This window comes from Scytonema sp. PRP1, assembly GCF_036697665.2.
GTDB lineage: Bacteria > Cyanobacteriota > Cyanobacteriia > Cyanobacteriales > Nostocaceae > Kalymmatonema > Kalymmatonema gypsitolerans.
In genome coordinates, this window is sequence record NZ_JBAHYJ020000073.1 from 26,702 (window position 1) to 44,181 (window position 17,480).

Annotated in this window: 14 protein-coding genes and 5 pseudogenes; 10 read left to right on the forward strand and 9 right to left on the reverse strand. The window is 46.1% G+C overall.

Annotated elements, in window-relative coordinates; translation table 11 throughout:
* Nucleotides 1–149: 149 nt before the first annotated feature.
* The 7 genes and pseudogenes from V5G28_RS15945 to V5G28_RS15975 form a co-directional block, all read left to right on the forward strand.
* Entirely contained in the window at nucleotides 150–1,001 is an 852-nt protein-coding gene (locus V5G28_RS15945; RefSeq protein WP_332991118.1) for a CPBP family intramembrane glutamic endopeptidase, read from the forward strand.
* A 121-nt stretch (nucleotides 1,002–1,122) separates the two neighbouring features.
* Entirely contained in the window at nucleotides 1,123–1,224 is a 102-nt protein-coding gene (locus V5G28_RS15950; RefSeq protein WP_332991120.1) for an NAD(P)-binding domain-containing protein, read from the forward strand.
* A gap of 112 nt (nucleotides 1,225–1,336) precedes the next feature.
* The gene (locus tag V5G28_RS15955) at nucleotides 1,337–2,911 is read left to right on the forward strand and encodes a flavin-containing monooxygenase (RefSeq protein WP_332991122.1); all 1,575 of its coding nucleotides are present in this window, start codon (nucleotides 1,337–1,339) and stop codon (nucleotides 2,909–2,911) included.
* Nucleotides 2,912–3,125: 214 nt separating this feature from the next.
* Nucleotides 3,126–4,154 (forward strand): phosphogluconate dehydrogenase (NAD(+)-dependent, decarboxylating), encoded by a 1,029-nt coding sequence (gene gnd / locus V5G28_RS15960; protein ID WP_332991124.1) that lies wholly within the window; start codon nucleotides 3,126–3,128, stop codon nucleotides 4,152–4,154.
* Nucleotides 4,151–5,680: a glucose-6-phosphate dehydrogenase gene (gene zwf / locus V5G28_RS15965; protein WP_332991127.1), complete on the forward strand. Its 1,530-nt coding sequence runs from the start codon at nucleotides 4,151–4,153 to the stop codon at nucleotides 5,678–5,680. The genes gnd and zwf overlap by 4 nt, the downstream gene beginning before the upstream one ends.
* Nucleotides 5,681–5,707: 27 nt before the next feature.
* Complete coding sequence (locus V5G28_RS15970) at nucleotides 5,708–7,399, forward strand: 4Fe-4S binding protein (RefSeq protein ID WP_332991129.1); 1,692 nt, start codon at nucleotides 5,708–5,710, stop codon at nucleotides 7,397–7,399.
* A 287-nt stretch (nucleotides 7,400–7,686) separates the two neighbouring features.
* Nucleotides 7,687–7,890, forward strand: a pseudogene (locus V5G28_RS15975) (transposase family protein); the annotation flags it as partial.
* Nucleotides 7,891–8,364: 474 nt separating this feature from the next.
* Here the strand turns inward: V5G28_RS15975 and V5G28_RS15980 are convergent.
* From V5G28_RS15980 to V5G28_RS16000, 5 genes and pseudogenes are all read right to left on the reverse strand, one after another.
* Nucleotides 8,365–9,261 (reverse strand): pirin family protein, encoded by an 897-nt coding sequence (locus V5G28_RS15980; protein WP_332991131.1) that lies wholly within the window; start codon nucleotides 9,259–9,261, stop codon nucleotides 8,365–8,367.
* Between the two features lie 335 nt (nucleotides 9,262–9,596).
* Nucleotides 9,597–9,872, reverse strand: coding sequence for a UBP-type zinc finger domain-containing protein (locus V5G28_RS15985; RefSeq protein ID WP_332991133.1), 276 nt, complete (start codon nucleotides 9,870–9,872; stop codon nucleotides 9,597–9,599).
* A gap of 384 nt (nucleotides 9,873–10,256) precedes the next feature.
* Nucleotides 10,257–10,520 carry a hypothetical protein gene (locus V5G28_RS15990; protein WP_332991135.1) on the reverse strand — a complete coding sequence of 88 codons (264 nt, stop codon included), beginning with the start codon at nucleotides 10,518–10,520 and terminating at the stop codon, nucleotides 10,257–10,259.
* 21 nt (nucleotides 10,521–10,541) lie between these two features.
* Nucleotides 10,542–11,255: an AAA family ATPase gene (locus V5G28_RS15995; RefSeq protein WP_332991136.1), complete on the reverse strand. Its 714-nt coding sequence runs from the start codon at nucleotides 11,253–11,255 to the stop codon at nucleotides 10,542–10,544.
* Nucleotides 11,256–11,557: 302 nt separating this feature from the next.
* A pseudogene (locus tag V5G28_RS16000) lies at nucleotides 11,558–11,791 on the reverse strand (tyrosine-type recombinase/integrase); the annotation flags it as partial.
* Here V5G28_RS16000 and V5G28_RS16005 point away from each other — a divergent pair.
* The 3 pseudogenes from V5G28_RS16005 to V5G28_RS36735 form a co-directional block, all read left to right on the forward strand.
* A pseudogene (locus V5G28_RS16005) lies at nucleotides 11,792–12,130 on the forward strand (type IV secretory system conjugative DNA transfer family protein); the annotation flags it as partial.
* Nucleotides 12,131–12,331: 201 nt separating this feature from the next.
* A pseudogene (locus V5G28_RS16010) lies at nucleotides 12,332–12,517 on the forward strand (transposase domain-containing protein); the annotation flags it as partial.
* 275 nt (nucleotides 12,518–12,792) lie between these two features.
* Nucleotides 12,793–12,966: pseudogene (locus tag V5G28_RS36735) on the forward strand (IS701 family transposase); the annotation flags it as partial.
* A gap of 40 nt (nucleotides 12,967–13,006) precedes the next feature.
* On the opposite strand, the gene V5G28_RS16015 reads toward V5G28_RS36735, so the two are convergent.
* The 4 genes from V5G28_RS16015 to V5G28_RS16030 form a co-directional block, all read right to left on the reverse strand.
* Complete coding sequence (locus V5G28_RS16015; RefSeq protein ID WP_332991138.1) at nucleotides 13,007–14,659, reverse strand: alpha/beta hydrolase; 1,653 nt, start codon at nucleotides 14,657–14,659, stop codon at nucleotides 13,007–13,009.
* Between the two features lie 188 nt (nucleotides 14,660–14,847).
* Complete coding sequence (locus tag V5G28_RS16020; protein WP_332991140.1) at nucleotides 14,848–15,819, reverse strand: EthD domain-containing protein; 972 nt, start codon at nucleotides 15,817–15,819, stop codon at nucleotides 14,848–14,850.
* Nucleotides 15,820–15,971: 152 nt separating this feature from the next.
* The gene (locus tag V5G28_RS16025) at nucleotides 15,972–17,165 is read right to left on the reverse strand and encodes a low temperature requirement protein A (RefSeq protein WP_332991383.1); all 1,194 of its coding nucleotides are present in this window, start codon (nucleotides 17,163–17,165) and stop codon (nucleotides 15,972–15,974) included.
* 31 nt (nucleotides 17,166–17,196) lie between these two features.
* Nucleotides 17,197–17,463 carry a ubiquitin carboxyl-terminal hydrolase 14 gene (locus V5G28_RS16030; RefSeq protein WP_332991142.1) on the reverse strand — a complete coding sequence of 89 codons (267 nt, stop codon included), beginning with the start codon at nucleotides 17,461–17,463 and terminating at the stop codon, nucleotides 17,197–17,199.
* Nucleotides 17,464–17,480 lie beyond the last annotated feature (17 nt).

A 17,480-nucleotide genomic window follows, 5' to 3' on the forward strand; every position in this document is an offset into this window, starting at 1 on the left:
CCCATAAACAGAATGACACTGACTTAAGAAAAATGGCACTGAAATAACAATCCGCTCCGCCCCCCAACTCCCAATCCTGGGGGAGCTGGAGTTCAAAGTCCCCCAAAATTGGGAGATTTAGGGGGCAACTGATTTATCTATAAATAAAAATGTCCAACCTCCAAGACGATAACCCTTTTCTTAAAATCAAAGCCCGAAATCTATTTCTTTGGTTTTTTATAATCACCATTTTAGTTGGTATAGCCTCTGCAATAATTATTGGCTATACTGGCTTTTCTCGAAAAGACCCAATTATGACCTATATATATTACTGTTTGAGTTTTGGGTTGCTCTGCGTTTGGGTGTTGCGGCGATTCTATAAGCTCAAAATCAACGTCAGGTATTTGATTGGAAATTTCCCAAAGGGCTATAATTTGCTACCAGTTTTTGGTCTAGTTGTTGCTGCTCTAACATTTTCATTAGGCGCTGGTCTACTATCCTTTTACGTACTATCGTTAATTGCACCTTCCTTCTGGGAATCGTTGCTCAAGTCCATGAATGCCGATCAAGCAAAATTTTCCTCTGTCCCAATCCTTTACAACTCCCTGAAAGTTTTTTCTCTAGTTTTAGTGGCTCCAATAACTGAAGAGTTCCTATTTAGAGGTGTTCTATTGCATAGATGGGCGACTAAGTGGGGGATTACACCTGCAATATTATCTTCTTCTATTCTTTTTGGATGTCTCCATATGAATCCTTTTGGTGCATCAATTTTTGGGATTGTAATGACACTACTTTACTTTAAAACCCGCACATTAATTGTTCCGATGATTGCTCATTCCATGAATAATTTTCTTACTATTTATATACATTTTAGTAAAGCGCAAACTAATAGTGCAAACTTTCATTTGTGGTTTGGACTACTTTGCGTAGTTCTTTCAGCTCCGTTCCTCGTTCGTTTCATCTACAAAAAATGGCCAAATCAGCGTATATCTTTACCTTACTTCGCTAATGCCTCACATTAATTACGTAGGTTGGTGAGGAAAAAGGGGAGAGAAAAGACATAAGTAATACGGCATTCTCCCTCCCTTTGTCCCTTGTCCCTTATCCTTTATCCCTTGCTTTAAAAATTTAGGAGAAAGAACAATGCAACTTGGTGTAATTGGTCTAGGACACATGGGCGCGAATATCGCCCGACGACTGCTACGAAACGGGCATGACTGCGTTGTGTTCAACTTCTGTTTTTGATGCAAAATGGTTTCACCACGGGGACAGTGCTGCATGTTGATGGTGGACATCGTTTGATTTGATGTCAATATCCCGAACTCAGGTTAATCACTTCAAATAGGAGTTTTTTGTAATGAATGGACACCAAGCACAAGTGGCAATCGTAGGTGCTGGTCCGGGAGGATTAGTAGCTGCAAAATGGTTGAAACAATATGGTTTTGAGCCTGTAATTTTTGAACAAAGTGATGACATCGGTGGACAGTGGAATGCTCATGCTTCCCATAGTGGAGTATGGTCTTCTATGCGGGCAAACACCAGCCGTTTAACGACTAGCTTTAGTGATCTTCAATATGAGCCAGGTACGTCTGTCTTTCCCTCTAACCAACAGGTTCACGCTTACTTGCAACGCTATGTAACTCAGTTTGAACTCGACTCCCACTTGCGGTTAGGTACACAGATTAAACAAATTGGGCGTGCGACTGACAACGGATGGGCAATTACGTTTGTAAGCCAAGTCGGTGAACTACAAACTGAATCTTTTCCCTATGTGGTCATTGCATCCGGTCGTAATAACAAACCAATGATTCCATCAGTCCTTGGACTTGACTCATTTTCTGGTGCAGGTGGAATCATTCACACCTTTGAGTACAAAGACCCCGATCGCTATCGTGGGCAACGAGTACTGGTAGGAGGTGGTAGCATCAGTGCTCTGGAAATTGCCAGCGATTTAGCCAATTTGGGTGCGACTCGTGTCGTTTCAGCCAATCGTCGTCAACACTATATCCTCCACAAAATCCTGGCAGGAGTTCCTACAAGTGATATTGTCTACACCCGATTTGCAGCCCTAGCCGCAGAATCCATGCCGTTGGAAGTAATCGCTCAAGAACTAAAGAACTTTGTGGTGCAAACTAGTGGTAGTCCTGAGCAATTCGGTGCTCCTAAACCCGCAGATAATATTTTTGAGGCGGGTTTATCTCAAAGTCAGCAATATTTACCCTTGGTTGCTGAAGGTCGAATTACAACAAAACCCTGGATTCGTGCTGTTAAAGGTCAGATGGTTCACTTCACAGATGATACCAAAGAAGAGATTGATGCCATGATTTTTGGCACAGGTTACACGCTACATTTACCGTTTCTCAGCCAAGCCATTCGTCAGACGCTAAATCTAGATACTCACCATCTTGACCTCCATAAATTTACCTTCCATCCTGACCTACCTGGTCTTGCATTTCTGGGACTGTTTAAGCAGCCAAGTCCTTATTTTCCAATCCTGGAATTGCAAGCTCGTTGGCTCACCTATGTGTGGAGCAACGTTTGCCCGACCCCTTCGCGAGTCGAGATGGATATGGGTTTAGCCATGTATCGAGCGAGACGAGGGCAACCCCAAGAGATGCGCATGCATGACATGGCACTTTTGTTTGCACGAGAGGCAGGTGTAGAGCCTGATCTGTATCAGTGGAGCGATCACCTGCGAGCACTCCTGTTTGGACCGTTGAGTGCTACATCATTTCGCCTTAGCGGACCCGATAGCCTACCCGATGCGGCTCAACGCTTTGCCGAAGAGGCGATCGCCTTTGGTGCTGTTCCCTCACCTCAGCTCAAACCTGAACAGCAGGCTCAACTAAAAACATTAGCCGCGATCAGTAACAATTCTGATCTTGCTCGCCTTATTAATCCGGTGAAACTAACCGAACCTGTTAGCATCTGAGGACTGTATAGTTGCAGTTCTAAAAATGATTTTTGAGGCAAAGAATTATGACCCTAGAAGAAGTGAACTTACTGCATCAGCCTCGTTGTTTCCTACGCTCGCAGATCGCGATCGCTTATTAAATATGGAGGCATGCAGCTTAACTAAGTGCCATTTTGCTTTACCCATAAACAGGATGTATTTCAAAAAATTGAGAATCACATAGGAGAAAGCTATGCAACTTGGTGTAATTGGTCTAGGACGCATGGGCGCGAATATCGTTCGCCGACTGCTGCGAAACGGGCATGAGTGCGTTGTGTTCAATCGCACACCTGACAAGGTGAAACAGCTTGAATCAGAAGGGGCGAAAGGGGCATACACGCTCGACGATTTTGTACAAAAGCTCGACAAGCCCCGTGCCATCTGGTTGATGGTGCCTGCGGGAGATCCCACCGAGCAGATGGTCAAAGAACTGGCTGAAAAACTCGACTCAGGCGACATCTTGATTGATGGCGGCAACTCCTACTACATCGACGACATTCGACGAGCGAATGATCTGGTACCAAAGGGCATTCACTATGTGGATGTGGGAACCAGCGGCGGAGTGTGGGGACTAGAACGTGGTTACTGCATGATGATCGGCGGCGAACAGGTTGCAGTTCAGTACCTCGACCCCATCTTTAAGACACTGGCTCCCGGACGGGGAGAGATTCCGCGTACTCCTGGACGTGAGAAGGTCGGCGGTTCGGCGGAAGAAGGCTATTTGCACTGCGGAGCGAATGGAGCTGGCCATTTTGTCAAGATGGTGCATAATGGCATTGAATACGGATTGATGGCAGCTTACGCGGAAGGGTTGAATATCTTGCATCACGCGAATGTTGGCAAGCAAAGCCGTGCTACTAATGCTGAAACCACTCCACTCCGCAATCCTGAACACTACCAGTACGATTTGAACCTGCCAGATATTGCCGAAGTGTGGCGACGGGGTAGTGTGGTCGCTTCGTGGTTGCTAGATCTGACGGCGATCGCGCTACTCCAGCAGCCTGACTTAGCAGACTTTGCCGGTCGTGTGTCGGATTCAGGTGAAGGACGCTGGACGGTTACAGCAGCAATTGACGAAGGCACACCTGCTCCTGTTCTCAGCGCTGCCCTGTATCAGCGCTTTAGCTCACGCGGGGAAGATGATTTTGCTGATAAGTTGCTGTCTGCGATGCGCTTCCAATTTGGCGGACACGTTGAGCAACATACGGAGACAAAATCATGACAATTGCAACTGCACCTCATTCTCAAGTTGAAACCTCAGTTCGTCCTGCCGATCGTTGTGTGATTGTCATCTTTGGTGCTGCCGGAGATTTGACCAAGCGTTTATTATTGCCTGCACTTTACAATTTGGCACGTAGCAATTTGCTGCCGCAGGAGTTTGCGATCATCGGGGTTGCTCACACTCAAATGAGCCAAGACGACTTTCGCAGCAAACTCAGTCGAGATATTCACGAATTTGCAACGGTTGTAGTTGATGACCACCTCTGGCAGCAGTTTGAGCAGCGATTGTACTACCTTCCCGGTGAGTTTCAGGATGCTAAGACGTACCAACAGTTGCAAGATTTGTTGACTCAGGTAGACCAGAACTGTGGCACTCAAGGAAACTATTTATTTTACCTGGCAACCGCTTCTAACTTCTTTTGCGACATTATCGCGCAGCTTGGTTCAGCGGGACTGTTGCAGGAACACAACGGACACTGGCGGCGCGTCATTATTGAGAAACCATTTGGGCATGATTTGGATTCTGCTCGCACCTTAAATAAGAACATCAGTAGCGTGCTGAAGGAAAGCCAGATTTACCGCATTGATCACTACTTGGGTAAAGAAACCGTCCAAAATATTCTGGTATTTCGCTTTGGGAATGGACTGTTTGAACCAATTTGGAATCGGGAACATATTGACCATGTGCAAATTACTGTGGCTGAAACGGTCGGCGTAGAGGGCAGAGGTAACTTCTACGAAGGAACGGGTGCAGTACGCGATATGGTGCAAAATCACCTGTTTCAATTGCTAGCGATGACTGCAATGGAGCCACCCGTTTCATTTGATGCAGATGCCGTTCGCGATGAAAAATCTAAATTGCTCAAGGCAATTCAACCGTTAACTCCCGAAGATGTACTAAAGTATACTGTACGAGGTCAGTATGGTGAGGGAGCGATAAACGAGAAACCTGTTCCGGCTTATCGTTCAGAACCACGGGTTGCTTCAGACTCTACCACTGAGACCTATGCTGCCTTAAAGCTCACAATCGATAACTGGCGTTGGGCAGATGTGCCGTTTTACCTCCGAACCGGGAAACGGTTGCCGAAGCGTACTACTGAGGTTGCGGTTCAGTTTAAGCGAGTTCCCTCACTGCTGTTTCGTCAAACTTCAGTTGATCAATTAACGCCCAATTTCCTTGTCCTCCGCATTCAACCCGATGAAGGAATTAACTTCCAATTTGGCGCAAAAATTCCCGGTCCGACAGTGCAGATGGGCAGCGTGAATATGGATTTCTGCTACGCCGATTACTTTGGCTCAACCCCCAGCACAGGCTATGAAACTTTGCTCTATGACTGCATGATTGGCGATGCCACCCTGTTTCAGCGAGCGGACAACGTGGAATTGGGTTGGAGTGTAGTTACCCCAATTCTGGATGTTTGGAGCGCATTACCAACACGAGAGTTTCCCAACTATGCGGCAGGAAGTTGGGGACCAAAAGATGCTGACGAACTGCTCTGGCGCGATGGTCGGCAATGGCGTTGTTGAAACTAACAATGTTCGAGGTAACAAACAATGTTTGCCAAAATTTCTGAACGACAGGCGCACCGAGTTCGATGGGTACTTACAAGCGGTTGGCTGCTGCTGATTGTTTCTCTTTTTTATGACCCCATCTCGCCTTGGCTAACGGATTCAACAAATTTGATAAGTCCCTTTCGCATCGATCTAGCAAGCTGCGTGAAGGTTCAGGGCAATTGTTTAGAAGAAGTTCCTTATGCCCTAGGAGCGCCCATCTTTTGGGGCATCGTTCTTCCATCGGCTATTTTTAGCCTTCTAGTATTTGGACACGAGTTTTGGCGACGGATTTGCCCGTTGTCGTTCCTTTCCCAAATTCCTCGCGCCTTGGGACGACAGCGACAGCGGAAACGTACCGATCCAAAAACTGGGAAGGTGCGGTATGAACTCGTTAAAGTTGCTAAAAATTCCTGGCTGGCTCGCAATTACCTCTACCTGCAATTTGGATTACTCTTCCTGGGACTGTGCAGCCGCATCCTGTTTGTTAATTCTGATCGCCTTACCTTGGGAATCTTCCTAGTTGCGACTATCCTAGCAGCCATTACCGTTGGCTACCTCTATGGCGGCAAATCGTGGTGTCAGTATTTCTGCCCGATGGCTCCTGTCCAAAAAATCTATGCTGAACCCAGAGGATTGCTCGCCAGTACAGCTCATGAGGACGATCACCAAACGATTACCCAATCGATGTGCCGTAGCGTGAATCCGGAGCAGAAAGAGCATAGTGCTTGCGTAGCTTGTCAAAGTACGTGCATTGATATCGATGCGGAACGCTCCTACTGGGAAGGTGTCACCAAGCCCGAACAGCAATGGCTCTACTACGGTTACGTCGGATTGGTCGTTGGCTACTTCGTTTACTATTACCTGTATGCAGGCAATTGGGACTATTACTTCTCTGGAGCCTGGGCGCATCAAGAAAATCAGCTACCCACATTACTCAGTCCGGGGTTTTATGTCCTCGACCGTCCGATTCCAATTCCCAAATTAGTGGCTGTACCGCTGACACTCGCTGCCTTTACCACAGCAGGTTATTTCCTAGGACGTAAATTAGAAAAACGCTATAAAGGATATCAGTTGCGCCGACAGCAACCGCTGAGCCTGGAACTCCTGCGGCATCGAATTTTTACACTGTGTACGTATTTTATTTTCAATTTCTTCTTCATTTTTAGCGGACGTCCGTTTATTCAGTTGCTGCCTGCACCCGTGCAATACTTGTTTACCGTTGTGATAACCGCTTTGAGTACCCTTTGGCTCTATCGGACGTGGCAACGGAATCCAAACCTGTATTCGCGAGAAGGTCTCGCTAGCCGACTCCGGAAGCAGCTCGGCAAGCTCAATCTGGATATTGGGCGCTTTTTGGAGGGGCGCTCACTTGACGACCTAACTGCCGATGAAGTCTATGTGCTGGCAAAGATCCTTCCCGGCTTTTCTAAGGAGAAACGGCTTCAGGTTTATAAGGGAGTTCTCCGGGAGGCGATCGAGCAAGGCGATGTTGACTTCTCCGATAGCCTAAGACTTCTCCAGGAGATGCGCCAGGAACTCGATATCTCTGAGGAAGACCATCTAGCAGTCATAACGGAGCTGGGAGTTGAAGATCCAGAGCTGCTCCATCCTGCTAAACAACGCAGCCGCGAGGATGGGTTACGATTAGAAGGCTATCGCGAGGCTCTCCTAGACAAGGTGGCGGAGTCTTGAAAACAGCGCCCTGCTTCAGCAGGGCTGTTTCATTCCACAAGGGCAAGGAGTTTGTCAATATCATTAGAAAGAAATCTATGAGCAATTGTGATGGAAGTATGACCATTGCGGCGGAGTATATTCCAGGGCGAACGCATCTAAATATTGACAAAGCGATAGGTAAGGTGTGTACAAAGTAGTACAGATAAACTAAAGAAGGGTATCCGGAGCGATCGCTCTGGTGGGGGTAAGCAATCGGACTTTGATGGTAAAGTCATTGTAAAAGTAGGAATATTGTCCCATAAAGCGTGAAGCTCAAGCCCAAAATCACCATTGCTGACAACTTTGCACAAATGTCAGACCCAAGAATAGACCGCACGAAGCGACACAAGTTGATAGATATTTTGACAATTGCAATCTGTGCGGTGATATGTGGAGCAGACAGTTGGGTGGCAATAGAATTGTATGGGTGCACGAAGTATGAGTGGTTAAAAACATTTTTAGAGTTACCAAAATTTTTTACCTATTTTCTGGGATGACTTTATTGATTTACGCCTAAATGCTAAGTTATTGTAGCTTTAAGCACATTGTTTTGTGGTAAATAAGCAAATTGATAATTTTGGGTATTTTTGATTTATTCGGTTTATCATTTCCTCAAATTTTGCAATTATAGAGATTATTTTGAAATGCTGATTAGTTTTTATTAGGAAATAAGGTGCGTTGACCCTGAACAACACCCTTAGACTAGAACGATTGGGCAGCAAGGGCAGCAAGTGCTCACCCGTTCTCTGGTATCCCACTTGAGGGCAAGTACGATGTTTATCCTAAGATGGCAGCAGTCAGTTTGTGGACGACAGCAACGGACTTAGCCCTAGTTGGCGTCGAACTCTTACGAGTATTGCATGACAAGCATGCCGCTGTATGGAGAAGAACATACAGTAAGTAGGTGCAGGGGTTTTTTGTTAGTAATCCAACTGCTGAATTTTCTACATAGGCTGTTCCTTATTTTGTTGAGGCTCCTCTAAGAGGGGAATAAATTCCGTTTCTTGAGGCACTTGCTCAAACCGTCCCTCCTGCCAATCCCGCTTTGCTTGCTCAATGCGATCAAGACGGCTTGAAACAAAATTCCACCACTTGTGCCGCTTTCCCACAGGTTCACCTCCAACCACAATACAGCGAGCATCGCCCTTACAGGAGATGTCTACCGATACGCCTGAAGTCAGAACAGCTAAACGATGTTGCTCCAGAGGGACACCGTTAATTTGCAGTCCTTCAGTCACGCTGTAAACCGCTTGCTCACTGTAATCGCCAGGTAAAGTAAATTGCGTTCCAGCAGCCAGTTGCACATCTAGGTAAATCATGGGTGAAAACGTTCGCACCTTAGATGTGTGACTATACGCTTCTCCGGCAATCAGTGTGAACGAAACTCCTGCATTTTCCCAAGTAGGCAAATCGGTTGCTGGATGATGCCTGAACCAAGGGTCAGTTTCCTCATGCTCGTCAGGAAGTGCTACCCAGGTCTGAATTCCGTGAAGTGTTGCTTCTTTACTGCGTTCATGGTCGGGTGTACGTTCTGAGTGGACAATCCCTCGTCCTGCTGTCATCCAGTTCACGGCACCAGGATGAATTTCCTGAACGCTGCCTACACTGTCGCGATGCAGTAAAACACCTTCAAACAGGTAAGTGACTGTTGCAAGGTTGATGTGCGGATGCGGTCTGACATCAACGCCCTTGCCGGGTGGAAACACTGCAGGACCGAGATGATCAAAAAAGATAAACGGACCTACTAGTGTCAGAACATTTGAGGGAAGGAGCCGACGGGCTTGAAACCCTCCCAGGTCTTGAATATGTGGCTCAATGATGTGCTGAATGTAATCAGTCATGATGAATGTTGAAGGGGTGGTCTAGGTAGCAGCGTTAGAGATAATTGTGAATTATGCAAGGGTCAATGCAGGCAGCGTCGCTAAGTTGAGCAAATTCTAGAGGATCTTAATTTGAACTTGATTGCGGTATCGGCGATCGCCTTTAGAATGACTTCCAAGTTTGATAGATGCCGAAGTGGATTGCACCTTTAACAGTGAACAGTGAACAGTGGACAGTACCAGCCGCAGTGAACAGTGGATAGTGGACAGTGAACTGTTAATTGTTAATTGTCAACTGACAACTGACAACTGGTAACTGATAACTGATAACTGATAACTGATAACTGATAACTGATTTAATAATTCTTTTGTTGCTCATCCACAAAACACCACAACCATTGCTCTCCTAATTCCGCTGAACTGATCACCATATGTCCGGTTTCCTCATAGTGACGGCGAGAATGCTGATGTTCAGACGAGTCACAGCACAGCATCTTGCCACAAGTCTGACAAATGCGAAGATGCACCCAGCGACCATTAATCCGAATGCACTCTTCACAACGAAATACAGGGTAGTTCGCTTTAGAGATTAGGTTTTCCTTCTTCAGTTCATTAAGATGTTGGCAGGGCATAAAGCTTCCTGATAAGTGGATGAGTTGGAGTTGCTCATTGAATGCTTCCAATTCTAGAGTCTAACCTGGCGGTGCGATGTAGAAAAGTCGATCTCAAGTAAGAGTGACATAATTTAATCGATGCCCTCATCCATTAGGCGACACTCCCATAACAACTTGGCGTAAAGCTAGAGAAAGTGCCACCAGGTGCCCCCAACCCCTAAGCGGTTGAAAATACAGGTATGATTGGTTTTAGCTATTTTCTTTCAAAGCACACGCTCATTTTACACAGTTCCGGTTTCTAGTAGTGTCGGAACATTTCTCCCACAAGGTGCGAAAAATTGATGAATTTTTGGCATCAAAATCAGGAGAAACAAGGATAAATAAGCTATATTCAAGCAAAAGCTATAGACCGATATTTTCTCCCCAATAACTTCTAATTGGTGGAGAATACTCGCTACAATCGGGAGAACTGCCTGGTTGTGCAAATCCCCGGGCGCGATTTTCAATTGCTAAGATGCGGTCAGTATCTCGCACGTACAAAGGAACGATTGCTTCGAGCTGTTGCAACAATATGGGTAAATCTATTACCATCGGTTTACCTGAATGGAAAAGCGATCGCGCTGCTTTCTCCACCATCCGCGCCAACTCTGCACCAGTGCAATTCACTGTCTTATTGAGAAGATTCTTTCACTCTTGTTGGCTGAGAGGGTCACCACCATCCCTGTAACGCTCGTCAAATCGTGCCGCATGAAGGGAAATAATCTGCTTGCGCTCAAAAGCATTGGGAAAACCCACATAAAAGATTTCGTCAAATCTTCCCACCCTGGTTAGTTCTGGCGGTAGCACATCTAACCTGTTAAGGGTGGCGACGACAAACACAGCACTGCCCTTGTCTTGCAACCAAGTGAGCAGAATTCCCAGAATGTGCCTGCTATCACTATCTTCCCCTGAAACGCCTACTGCAGTAAAAAGTTTATCCAACTCGTCAAAGTAAAGCAGTACAGGAGCGCAAGCTTCTACCCTGCTCAAGAGGCGCTTGAGGTATACCGCGTAAAGCAGTACAGGAGCGCAAGCTTCTACCCTGCTCAAGAGGCGCTTGAGGTATACCGCACCACCCACAACAACTGCACCTGTATCAATGCTAATAAGGGGAAATCCCAACTCCCGCGCCGAGACGTTAGGTGCCAGGGTTTTACCTGTTCCTGGTGGTCCTACAAGCAAGCATCCTTTTGGCAGTGGGATATTTGCAGTGCGTGCATCGGGTTGGAAATCTCGTTTGGCATCTTGAATAAAACGCCTGAGGTTATCTAGCCCGCCGAAGTTATGCACGTTCGGTTCTGGGACAAAGTTGAGATTGAAAGAACGAAACCGATTGATTTTGTAATGGGGCGTGAGTAGCAACGGAACAGAAAACCGGGATAGGCGTCACCGTGCCGAAACGGGAAAATTGTACGCTAAGGCTGGAAGTGCCTCAGAGTAAGCTTTTCAGACGATAAATGTACACCCATCTCTTGAGTACAACCTCAAAGCCTTGAGAATAGCTTGTTTTGAGCCATTTTGACATCCTCATATACCACACCGAAGCTTGAAGGTGCATTTAGACTCAGTTTGATGGTGCAGAGTAGTATGCATTAAGAGCACCTTGATAGTATTTTTAGAAAAAAGTATTTTTTACTGCCACATAATAAAGTTATGTACTGAAATTACTCCAAAAAATCTGGTAAAGTTTTTAACGCCAATTGTGCCACTTCTTCTGCATGTTGTGACGTGACTTTTTGATACCGTAATGTTGTCTGAATGCTTTCATGTCCCATGAGTGCCCTGAGTTCTTCAATCCCCATTAGTCCCACTCGCTCTGTAGCAAAAGTATGCCGTAGGTCGTGAATACGAATTTCTTGGAGTTCGGGACTGTCTCCAATCAGGTTAGTCCAAGATTTGCAGCTAACCTCAATCCCTGGATCAAGATTTCCTTCGGTCAGCTGTTCAGTTCTGCTGGTTCTGAGAAAACTGTAGCAGGTATTGCAGGTACTGCCAGTCTAATGTTCACCCGGTTTATGAAGAAGAACACCTTAGGGTGCTTTGTGGGCAAGACCACTCTGCCCTTGGAAATCAAGGGTAAACAGATGATTATCTTTGGTTTGGACAGGGAACGCAGAAATGCTGTTGATCCACTATTGTGTAGCATCCTTCATATGACTGTCGCTAGGGCGATCGCCAAAAAACGTTTTGACCCCCTCATCGTCGTGCTGGACGAAGTGCCTTCCCTATACCTGCCCCAATACGGTTCAGTTAAGCCTCAAAGTCATGTAAAGTAGGCATTATTACCATGAATGAAAACTGAGTGTAGTGCATCTTAAGGATTTCTCGTTGGTGTCTCCTGAGATACAAAGTGGTGATGTGCTGAAAGCAATTGAGATGGCAATCCCAGCTTTTGTCATCGAGCAGGCGAGCCTCCCAAAGGGAGGAGCTTCGCTAACGCTAATACCCAAAGCGAACAGGAACGCAAGCGCTCGCTACCAGCACAATTAGTAGTAAGTCTGGTAATAGCAATGAGTTTTTGGTCTAGAGACTCAATGCGAGATGTACTTAAAAACCTCATAGATGGGATGAGTGATGCATGGGTGAAAGTTGGTAAATACTGGCGGGTGCCCTGTAAATCAGCTCAGGACTTACGCAAGTGGCACAGTGTTGATGCTCTCACATGCATACAGATGAGTACTCTGAAAGCTCTTGGCTTAGGCTTTTTCGCCTCGCCTGAAGAAGAAAGTGGAAGAGCGATTGCATGCGTAGCGCACTGCCCTTACGGGCAATCGCACTCAAGTGGCAGGAAACTTTGAAAGCACCCTAGTGTGAGAAAATGAAAAAGTGGCTGCTAGCAATAATAAATAATCGTATTTCTGAATAAGCAACTAGCATCAAGGAGCGAGTAATTAGGGCTATGAAATTTACGAAACTTGACTATTGTCAATACTTACTTAGTAGTCAAGTTAATTATACTCTGACTAATTTAGCAGAGCATCTGGAATCGATTAGCCACGATAGGATTAATCGTTATTTGAAAAGAGAAAAATTAACACCACGCATGTTGTGGGAAAATGTTCAACCTCTCATAGTAGTAAATGAAAAGGCTTTTAACCACAGTTGTTACCCCGTCAGGGTTTCAAGTGGGAAGCATTGAGTGCTGGGGCTAATTGCGTAGTTGTCAACAACTGCACTAAACTGAGGTTCAAAGGTGCTTGAGTGATCGCTTTAGCATAGGATGCACTTAGATAGGACTGGTACTCTGGTTGATTAGCAACATATGTTTTTGCAAAAACCACACTAAGTACCTTTAGGTAACGTTTGGCTAAGGCTGGTTCTAGACCGTTCAACTCTGGTGGAAGAACGGGCAACCCACTGTTAGTAACTGACTGGCTCAACATGGAGAAGTGGGTGCCCTTTTCGACCAAGACCAGATACTTATGCAGGTTTGTCAGCTGAGTGAAGGGAAGAATCTGTTCTGGTACTGCTGGCGCAAAAATATCTCCTTGACTTGCAACTAGCATCACAGGGACTTGAATTTCGCTCAAGCCTCTTGAGCCGAAGATACTGCTTACTGGATTAATAGCAATGACTGCTTTAACCCGTTTGTCCTGCAATTTGTAGGTCAACGACGGTAGCTCAGTAGCTCGACACTGAACCAGTAGTGACAAATTCAAGAATATGTCGTTAGGTTTAAGTTGACCACAATCTGCACGCAACTGTTCAAAGTTGAGTTCCGCACCAGCTACAGCTAGAGCGGTGTAGCCACCCATAGACTGACCAATCACCCCCACATGGGTTAGATTTAGCCGACCTTGCCAAGCTGGTTCGGACTGAGACCGACGCTGAAGTTCATCCAGCAAATACGTTACATCCAAAGGGCGGTTAATGAATTCGGTTGGTTGCGGTAGCTTATCAAAGCCAGCAAAGAATTGCTGAAATCGTTGGGCATTATCAGCGTGTTCAAGCACAGCTACCGCAAAACCATGAGATGCAAGATGTTGAGCTAAATACGCAAAGGTATTGCGGTCTGAAGCCAGACCATGAGAAATTACAATCACCGGAGCTGATTGCTTAGTTCTTCCTTTGCTTTGAGTTTGAGGAAGGTATATATCAGCAGGAAAAACACGATTCCGGTTGCGGTCATTGAGGGTCAGTGTTTCTTTCTGCCAGGTAAACGCTCCTAAAAGCGACAAATCAGGTTTTGAAGAAAAATCTATTTGGCTTGCAAAGGTCGCCTCGGCATTTGTCTGTTGCAAAATTTTCCCGATGATAGCTTCTCTTTGCTTTAAGAGTTGTGCCATCTCTGTGGTCATTCGGAAACTACGGTTTACGTCAATCCGGATACTGTCATTCGGGAACTTACGTAACATATTCAGTATTGTCAAGCCTTGTGCATCACCAGCAGCTAAAATGCAAGCAGCTCTAAGTGCGTAAAAGCCATTTTGACCAGATTGTGTTTGCAAAACCTGTCCTAGAAGTTCTAGGAACTTTACTCCAATCGGCGAGTAAGTAAATTGAGCAACATTGGTAGAATTTACCTCTAAACGTTTAAGTAAAATATCCCGCAGTAGAGCCCGTTGTTGCGGATTGATACGCTTAGCATAAAAGGCAAATTTATCCGTTATTTTGCCTTGCTTAGCGTATAACTCCAAATCTTCAATTGGAAGGGAAAACTCTAAGGCACCATTTACGAAAGAAATCTGCTCCGCGCCAAAGGCTGGAACCTCTACCACTGCTGTAGCAAGCAGGCAAGGCCCCAAGCAGCCAAGTACTATGTTCATCCTAACTGACTGTCTACTCATTAAGTAGATTCTCTGATGCAGCCAAGCACTGTGAGCAAAAAAAGACAGGACTAGAAAAAGGCGGTTTTTAGGTTTACAGTTCCCGATTTTTTTCTTTAGGAGTTGTGTATTGGACATAGTTCTAGCAACTTGGGTTTTATAGTCTTGCCTTACCCTGGAATAATTTTTTATTTGGAAGTCCCTAATGCTGTTCGGTACTCAGATTTAACCTGTTGCTGATGACCAAGCATAAGAGAAGTGATGTTCTCCTTCAGTTGATTGATTGCGCCAATATTTGTAATCAGTTCTGCTACCGTTGAACCCCGCTGACCCGCTATGGTCATTTGACCGTCGTAAACAAAGGTGTAAGCTGTTCTTTCTGGAAATGTGTTGATTTGTTTGATGTACTTCGGCTGTGAATTGACCGTTGAGGCGTACTCAGGGGACGTAAAGAAGTTAGCCATATCCAGGGGATTAGAGAAGGCAATTTCAAAAGCAGCCTGATATTGCTTCTCTAAAGGTTCAACATGAATGACCCCTGGTGCATCTGGTCTGGAATTGTCTACTTCTTCAAACAGATGCAGTCGGAACTTGAGAACTGAATCACTCTTGACAATAGCGGGGGCAAAGTTGTCTGTCATGTATTTGCGAAAGGCTTCCACACTCACGGCATCTGTTTTTTTGACCATGACGTGAAACTTCAGAATCCCTAACTCTCCGTTGGGGTCGCCTGTGGGAATACCATCGACATAAGTTTGAGAATTGCCAGGACTGGTATTGTATCCAATTGCTTTGCTGAAGATGTTGTATTCGTCATCCATCAGAATAGCAGCGGCATTGAACCAAGTCTGACGGTCGGCAACTGTTGCAAAGGTTAATTCGGCAATGCCATCGAACTGGTCTGATTCTGAGCAGCTATAATCTATGCCATCCAGAGTGGGCCACATACCGCCTTCATTGTGAGCTACGTGAAATTGCCAGTATTGGTATTGACCTGGTAATCTAGCGCAGACTGGGCCATGTACATTGCGCCAGTAGTCATCAAACATCTTTAAGGTGATGCCTTTTCTTTTCCACAGGAGAACGTAGAATACTGCTTTTCCATTGCGATCGCGGGATGCATAGTTGACTTTTGTTGTTTTCTGATTGATGGTTTTCATGGCTGATAACTACAATATTTCGATTCCGTACTTGGGAGCAACTTCGAGCATTTTTTTGATTTGGTCTGCAGGCATTTAGGGACGCGGGCGTATCCTTCTACTGCCTTGGTGGCAGTAGCTAAAAATACCGCTATAACTTTAATCGAGTTTCATCAAGCGACTGAGGGACGGCTTTGATACAAATCTTGAATGACTTGGACAGCACAGACTAAAGCTACAAGTCCGATTACCACAACGGGCAACAAGCCTTTGCCAACTATAGCAAGTACAAGAAGGACAACCGCAGAGCGAAGGCGGAACCTGGAACGGACTTTGCAGTAGCGTATAACTCCAGTACGATGCAGAAGAGCTAGAGCCAGCAAGCACAGGGCTACTGCGCCACAGAGAAGCACACGCTCTGGAGCGGGGAGTGCTACACTAGGCTGACTGGATACAATGTGTTCCACGCCAACTCCGGTAGCAGTAAGTCCAATAACCAGCGGTAAATGCCCGTAAAGCCAGATTTGATAAACCCCGATTCGACCAGTTGCACCAACAGACCTCAGAGCTGAGCTACCGATGTTCTCGAAGTAGATCCACCACAAGCTAAAAGCGATGCTAAAGCCGAATACTGCGGCGATTGCCCAAGGGGCCGTGCCGAAGGCAATCGCGCTCTTACCATCCCATTTCTGATTGGAAAGACCATTGACGACCGCTATAATTGCTTCGCCTAGGACAATTATGGTAAACAGCCCGAAACGCTCCGGTAAGTGTTCGACGTGGTGGGTTAGCCCTAGCTGCAAGCGTTTTGCGCTGAGCGGCGTGGCGAAATCCACGATTAATCCTAACGCCCAAAAGCCGAAACGCAATGGAATGGGTACAAATGCTGATATCAGCCAGAGGGCGGCAGCGATCGCAAAACCCTGTGCGTAACGAGTTGCCAGTGGACGCGCTAGGGGAATGTGCCTTGCAGCACGCAGATATTCGATGACAAGCACGACCCTTCCAGCACCATAGGAAAGGGCGAAGCCAGCTGAACTTTGGCCCAAGCCATGGTGTATGTTCACTGCTAAAGCGGTGATCGCGATCATTTGCACACCAATCAGCAAGCGATGACCTATGTCATCGATATCAAATCGGTTGGCATAGAATGTAGTGCCAATCCATGCCCACCAAATCGGCATAAACAGAAACACAAAGCCGAAAAATCCTGATAGAGAAATATTTTCGCTAAGGTTATGGGCGACTTGTGAGACCGCTACCACAAACACCAAGTCATAGAACAGTTCCAGCCAAGTAGCGCGGCCGTTTTCTTCTTCGCTTTCTGCATTAATGCGTAGGCGAGGAGGTTGCAACCAGGTTTTCACTTGTAAAGCCTCAGATTTTTTAGTTAATGACCTATGATAAATACACGTAGGTTTTATCGGCATAACACCAGCCCCAGTTCTCACCGGGCTCCAAAGACTTTACGAGGGGATGACCGGTGCTGTGGAAGTGCTTGGTGGCGTGCTTGTTCTTGGAAGAGTCGCAGCAACCAACGTGCCCGCAAATTAAGCAGATCCGCAGATGTACCCAGGTGTCTCTACTTGCCAAGCATTCCTCACAGCCATCAGCACTGGGTGTGACTGGTTGTAGCTGACTCAGATGTGTACACTCGATAGTCATTCATTCTCCTTTATGCA

Bases quoted from the DNA above. Each gene is read 5' to 3' on its own strand.
- zwf (WP_332991127.1), top strand. From the start codon at position 4,151: ATGACAATTGCAACTGCACCTCATTCTCAAGTTGAAACCTCAGTTCGT.
- V5G28_RS15955 (WP_332991122.1), top strand. From the start codon at position 1,337: ATGAATGGACACCAAGCACAAGTGGCAATCGTAGGTGCTGGTCCGGGA.
- V5G28_RS15970 (WP_332991129.1), top strand. From the start codon at position 5,708: ATGTTTGCCAAAATTTCTGAACGACAGGCGCACCGAGTTCGATGGGTA.
- gnd (WP_332991124.1), top strand. From the start codon at position 3,126: ATGCAACTTGGTGTAATTGGTCTAGGACGCATGGGCGCGAATATCGTT.
- V5G28_RS15945 (WP_332991118.1), top strand. From the start codon at position 150: ATGTCCAACCTCCAAGACGATAACCCTTTTCTTAAAATCAAAGCCCGA.
- V5G28_RS16030 (WP_332991142.1), bottom strand. From the start codon at position 17,463: ATGACTATCGAGTGTACACATCTGAGTCAGCTACAACCAGTCACACCC.
- V5G28_RS16020 (WP_332991140.1), bottom strand. From the start codon at position 15,819: ATGAAAACCATCAATCAGAAAACAACAAAAGTCAACTATGCATCCCGC.
- V5G28_RS15950 (WP_332991120.1), top strand. From the start codon at position 1,123: ATGCAACTTGGTGTAATTGGTCTAGGACACATGGGCGCGAATATCGCC.
- V5G28_RS15980 (WP_332991131.1), bottom strand. From the start codon at position 9,261: ATGACTGATTACATTCAGCACATCATTGAGCCACATATTCAAGACCTG.
- V5G28_RS15985 (WP_332991133.1), bottom strand. From the start codon at position 9,872: ATGCCCTGCCAACATCTTAATGAACTGAAGAAGGAAAACCTAATCTCT.
- V5G28_RS16015 (WP_332991138.1), bottom strand. From the start codon at position 14,659: ATGAACATAGTACTTGGCTGCTTGGGGCCTTGCCTGCTTGCTACAGCA.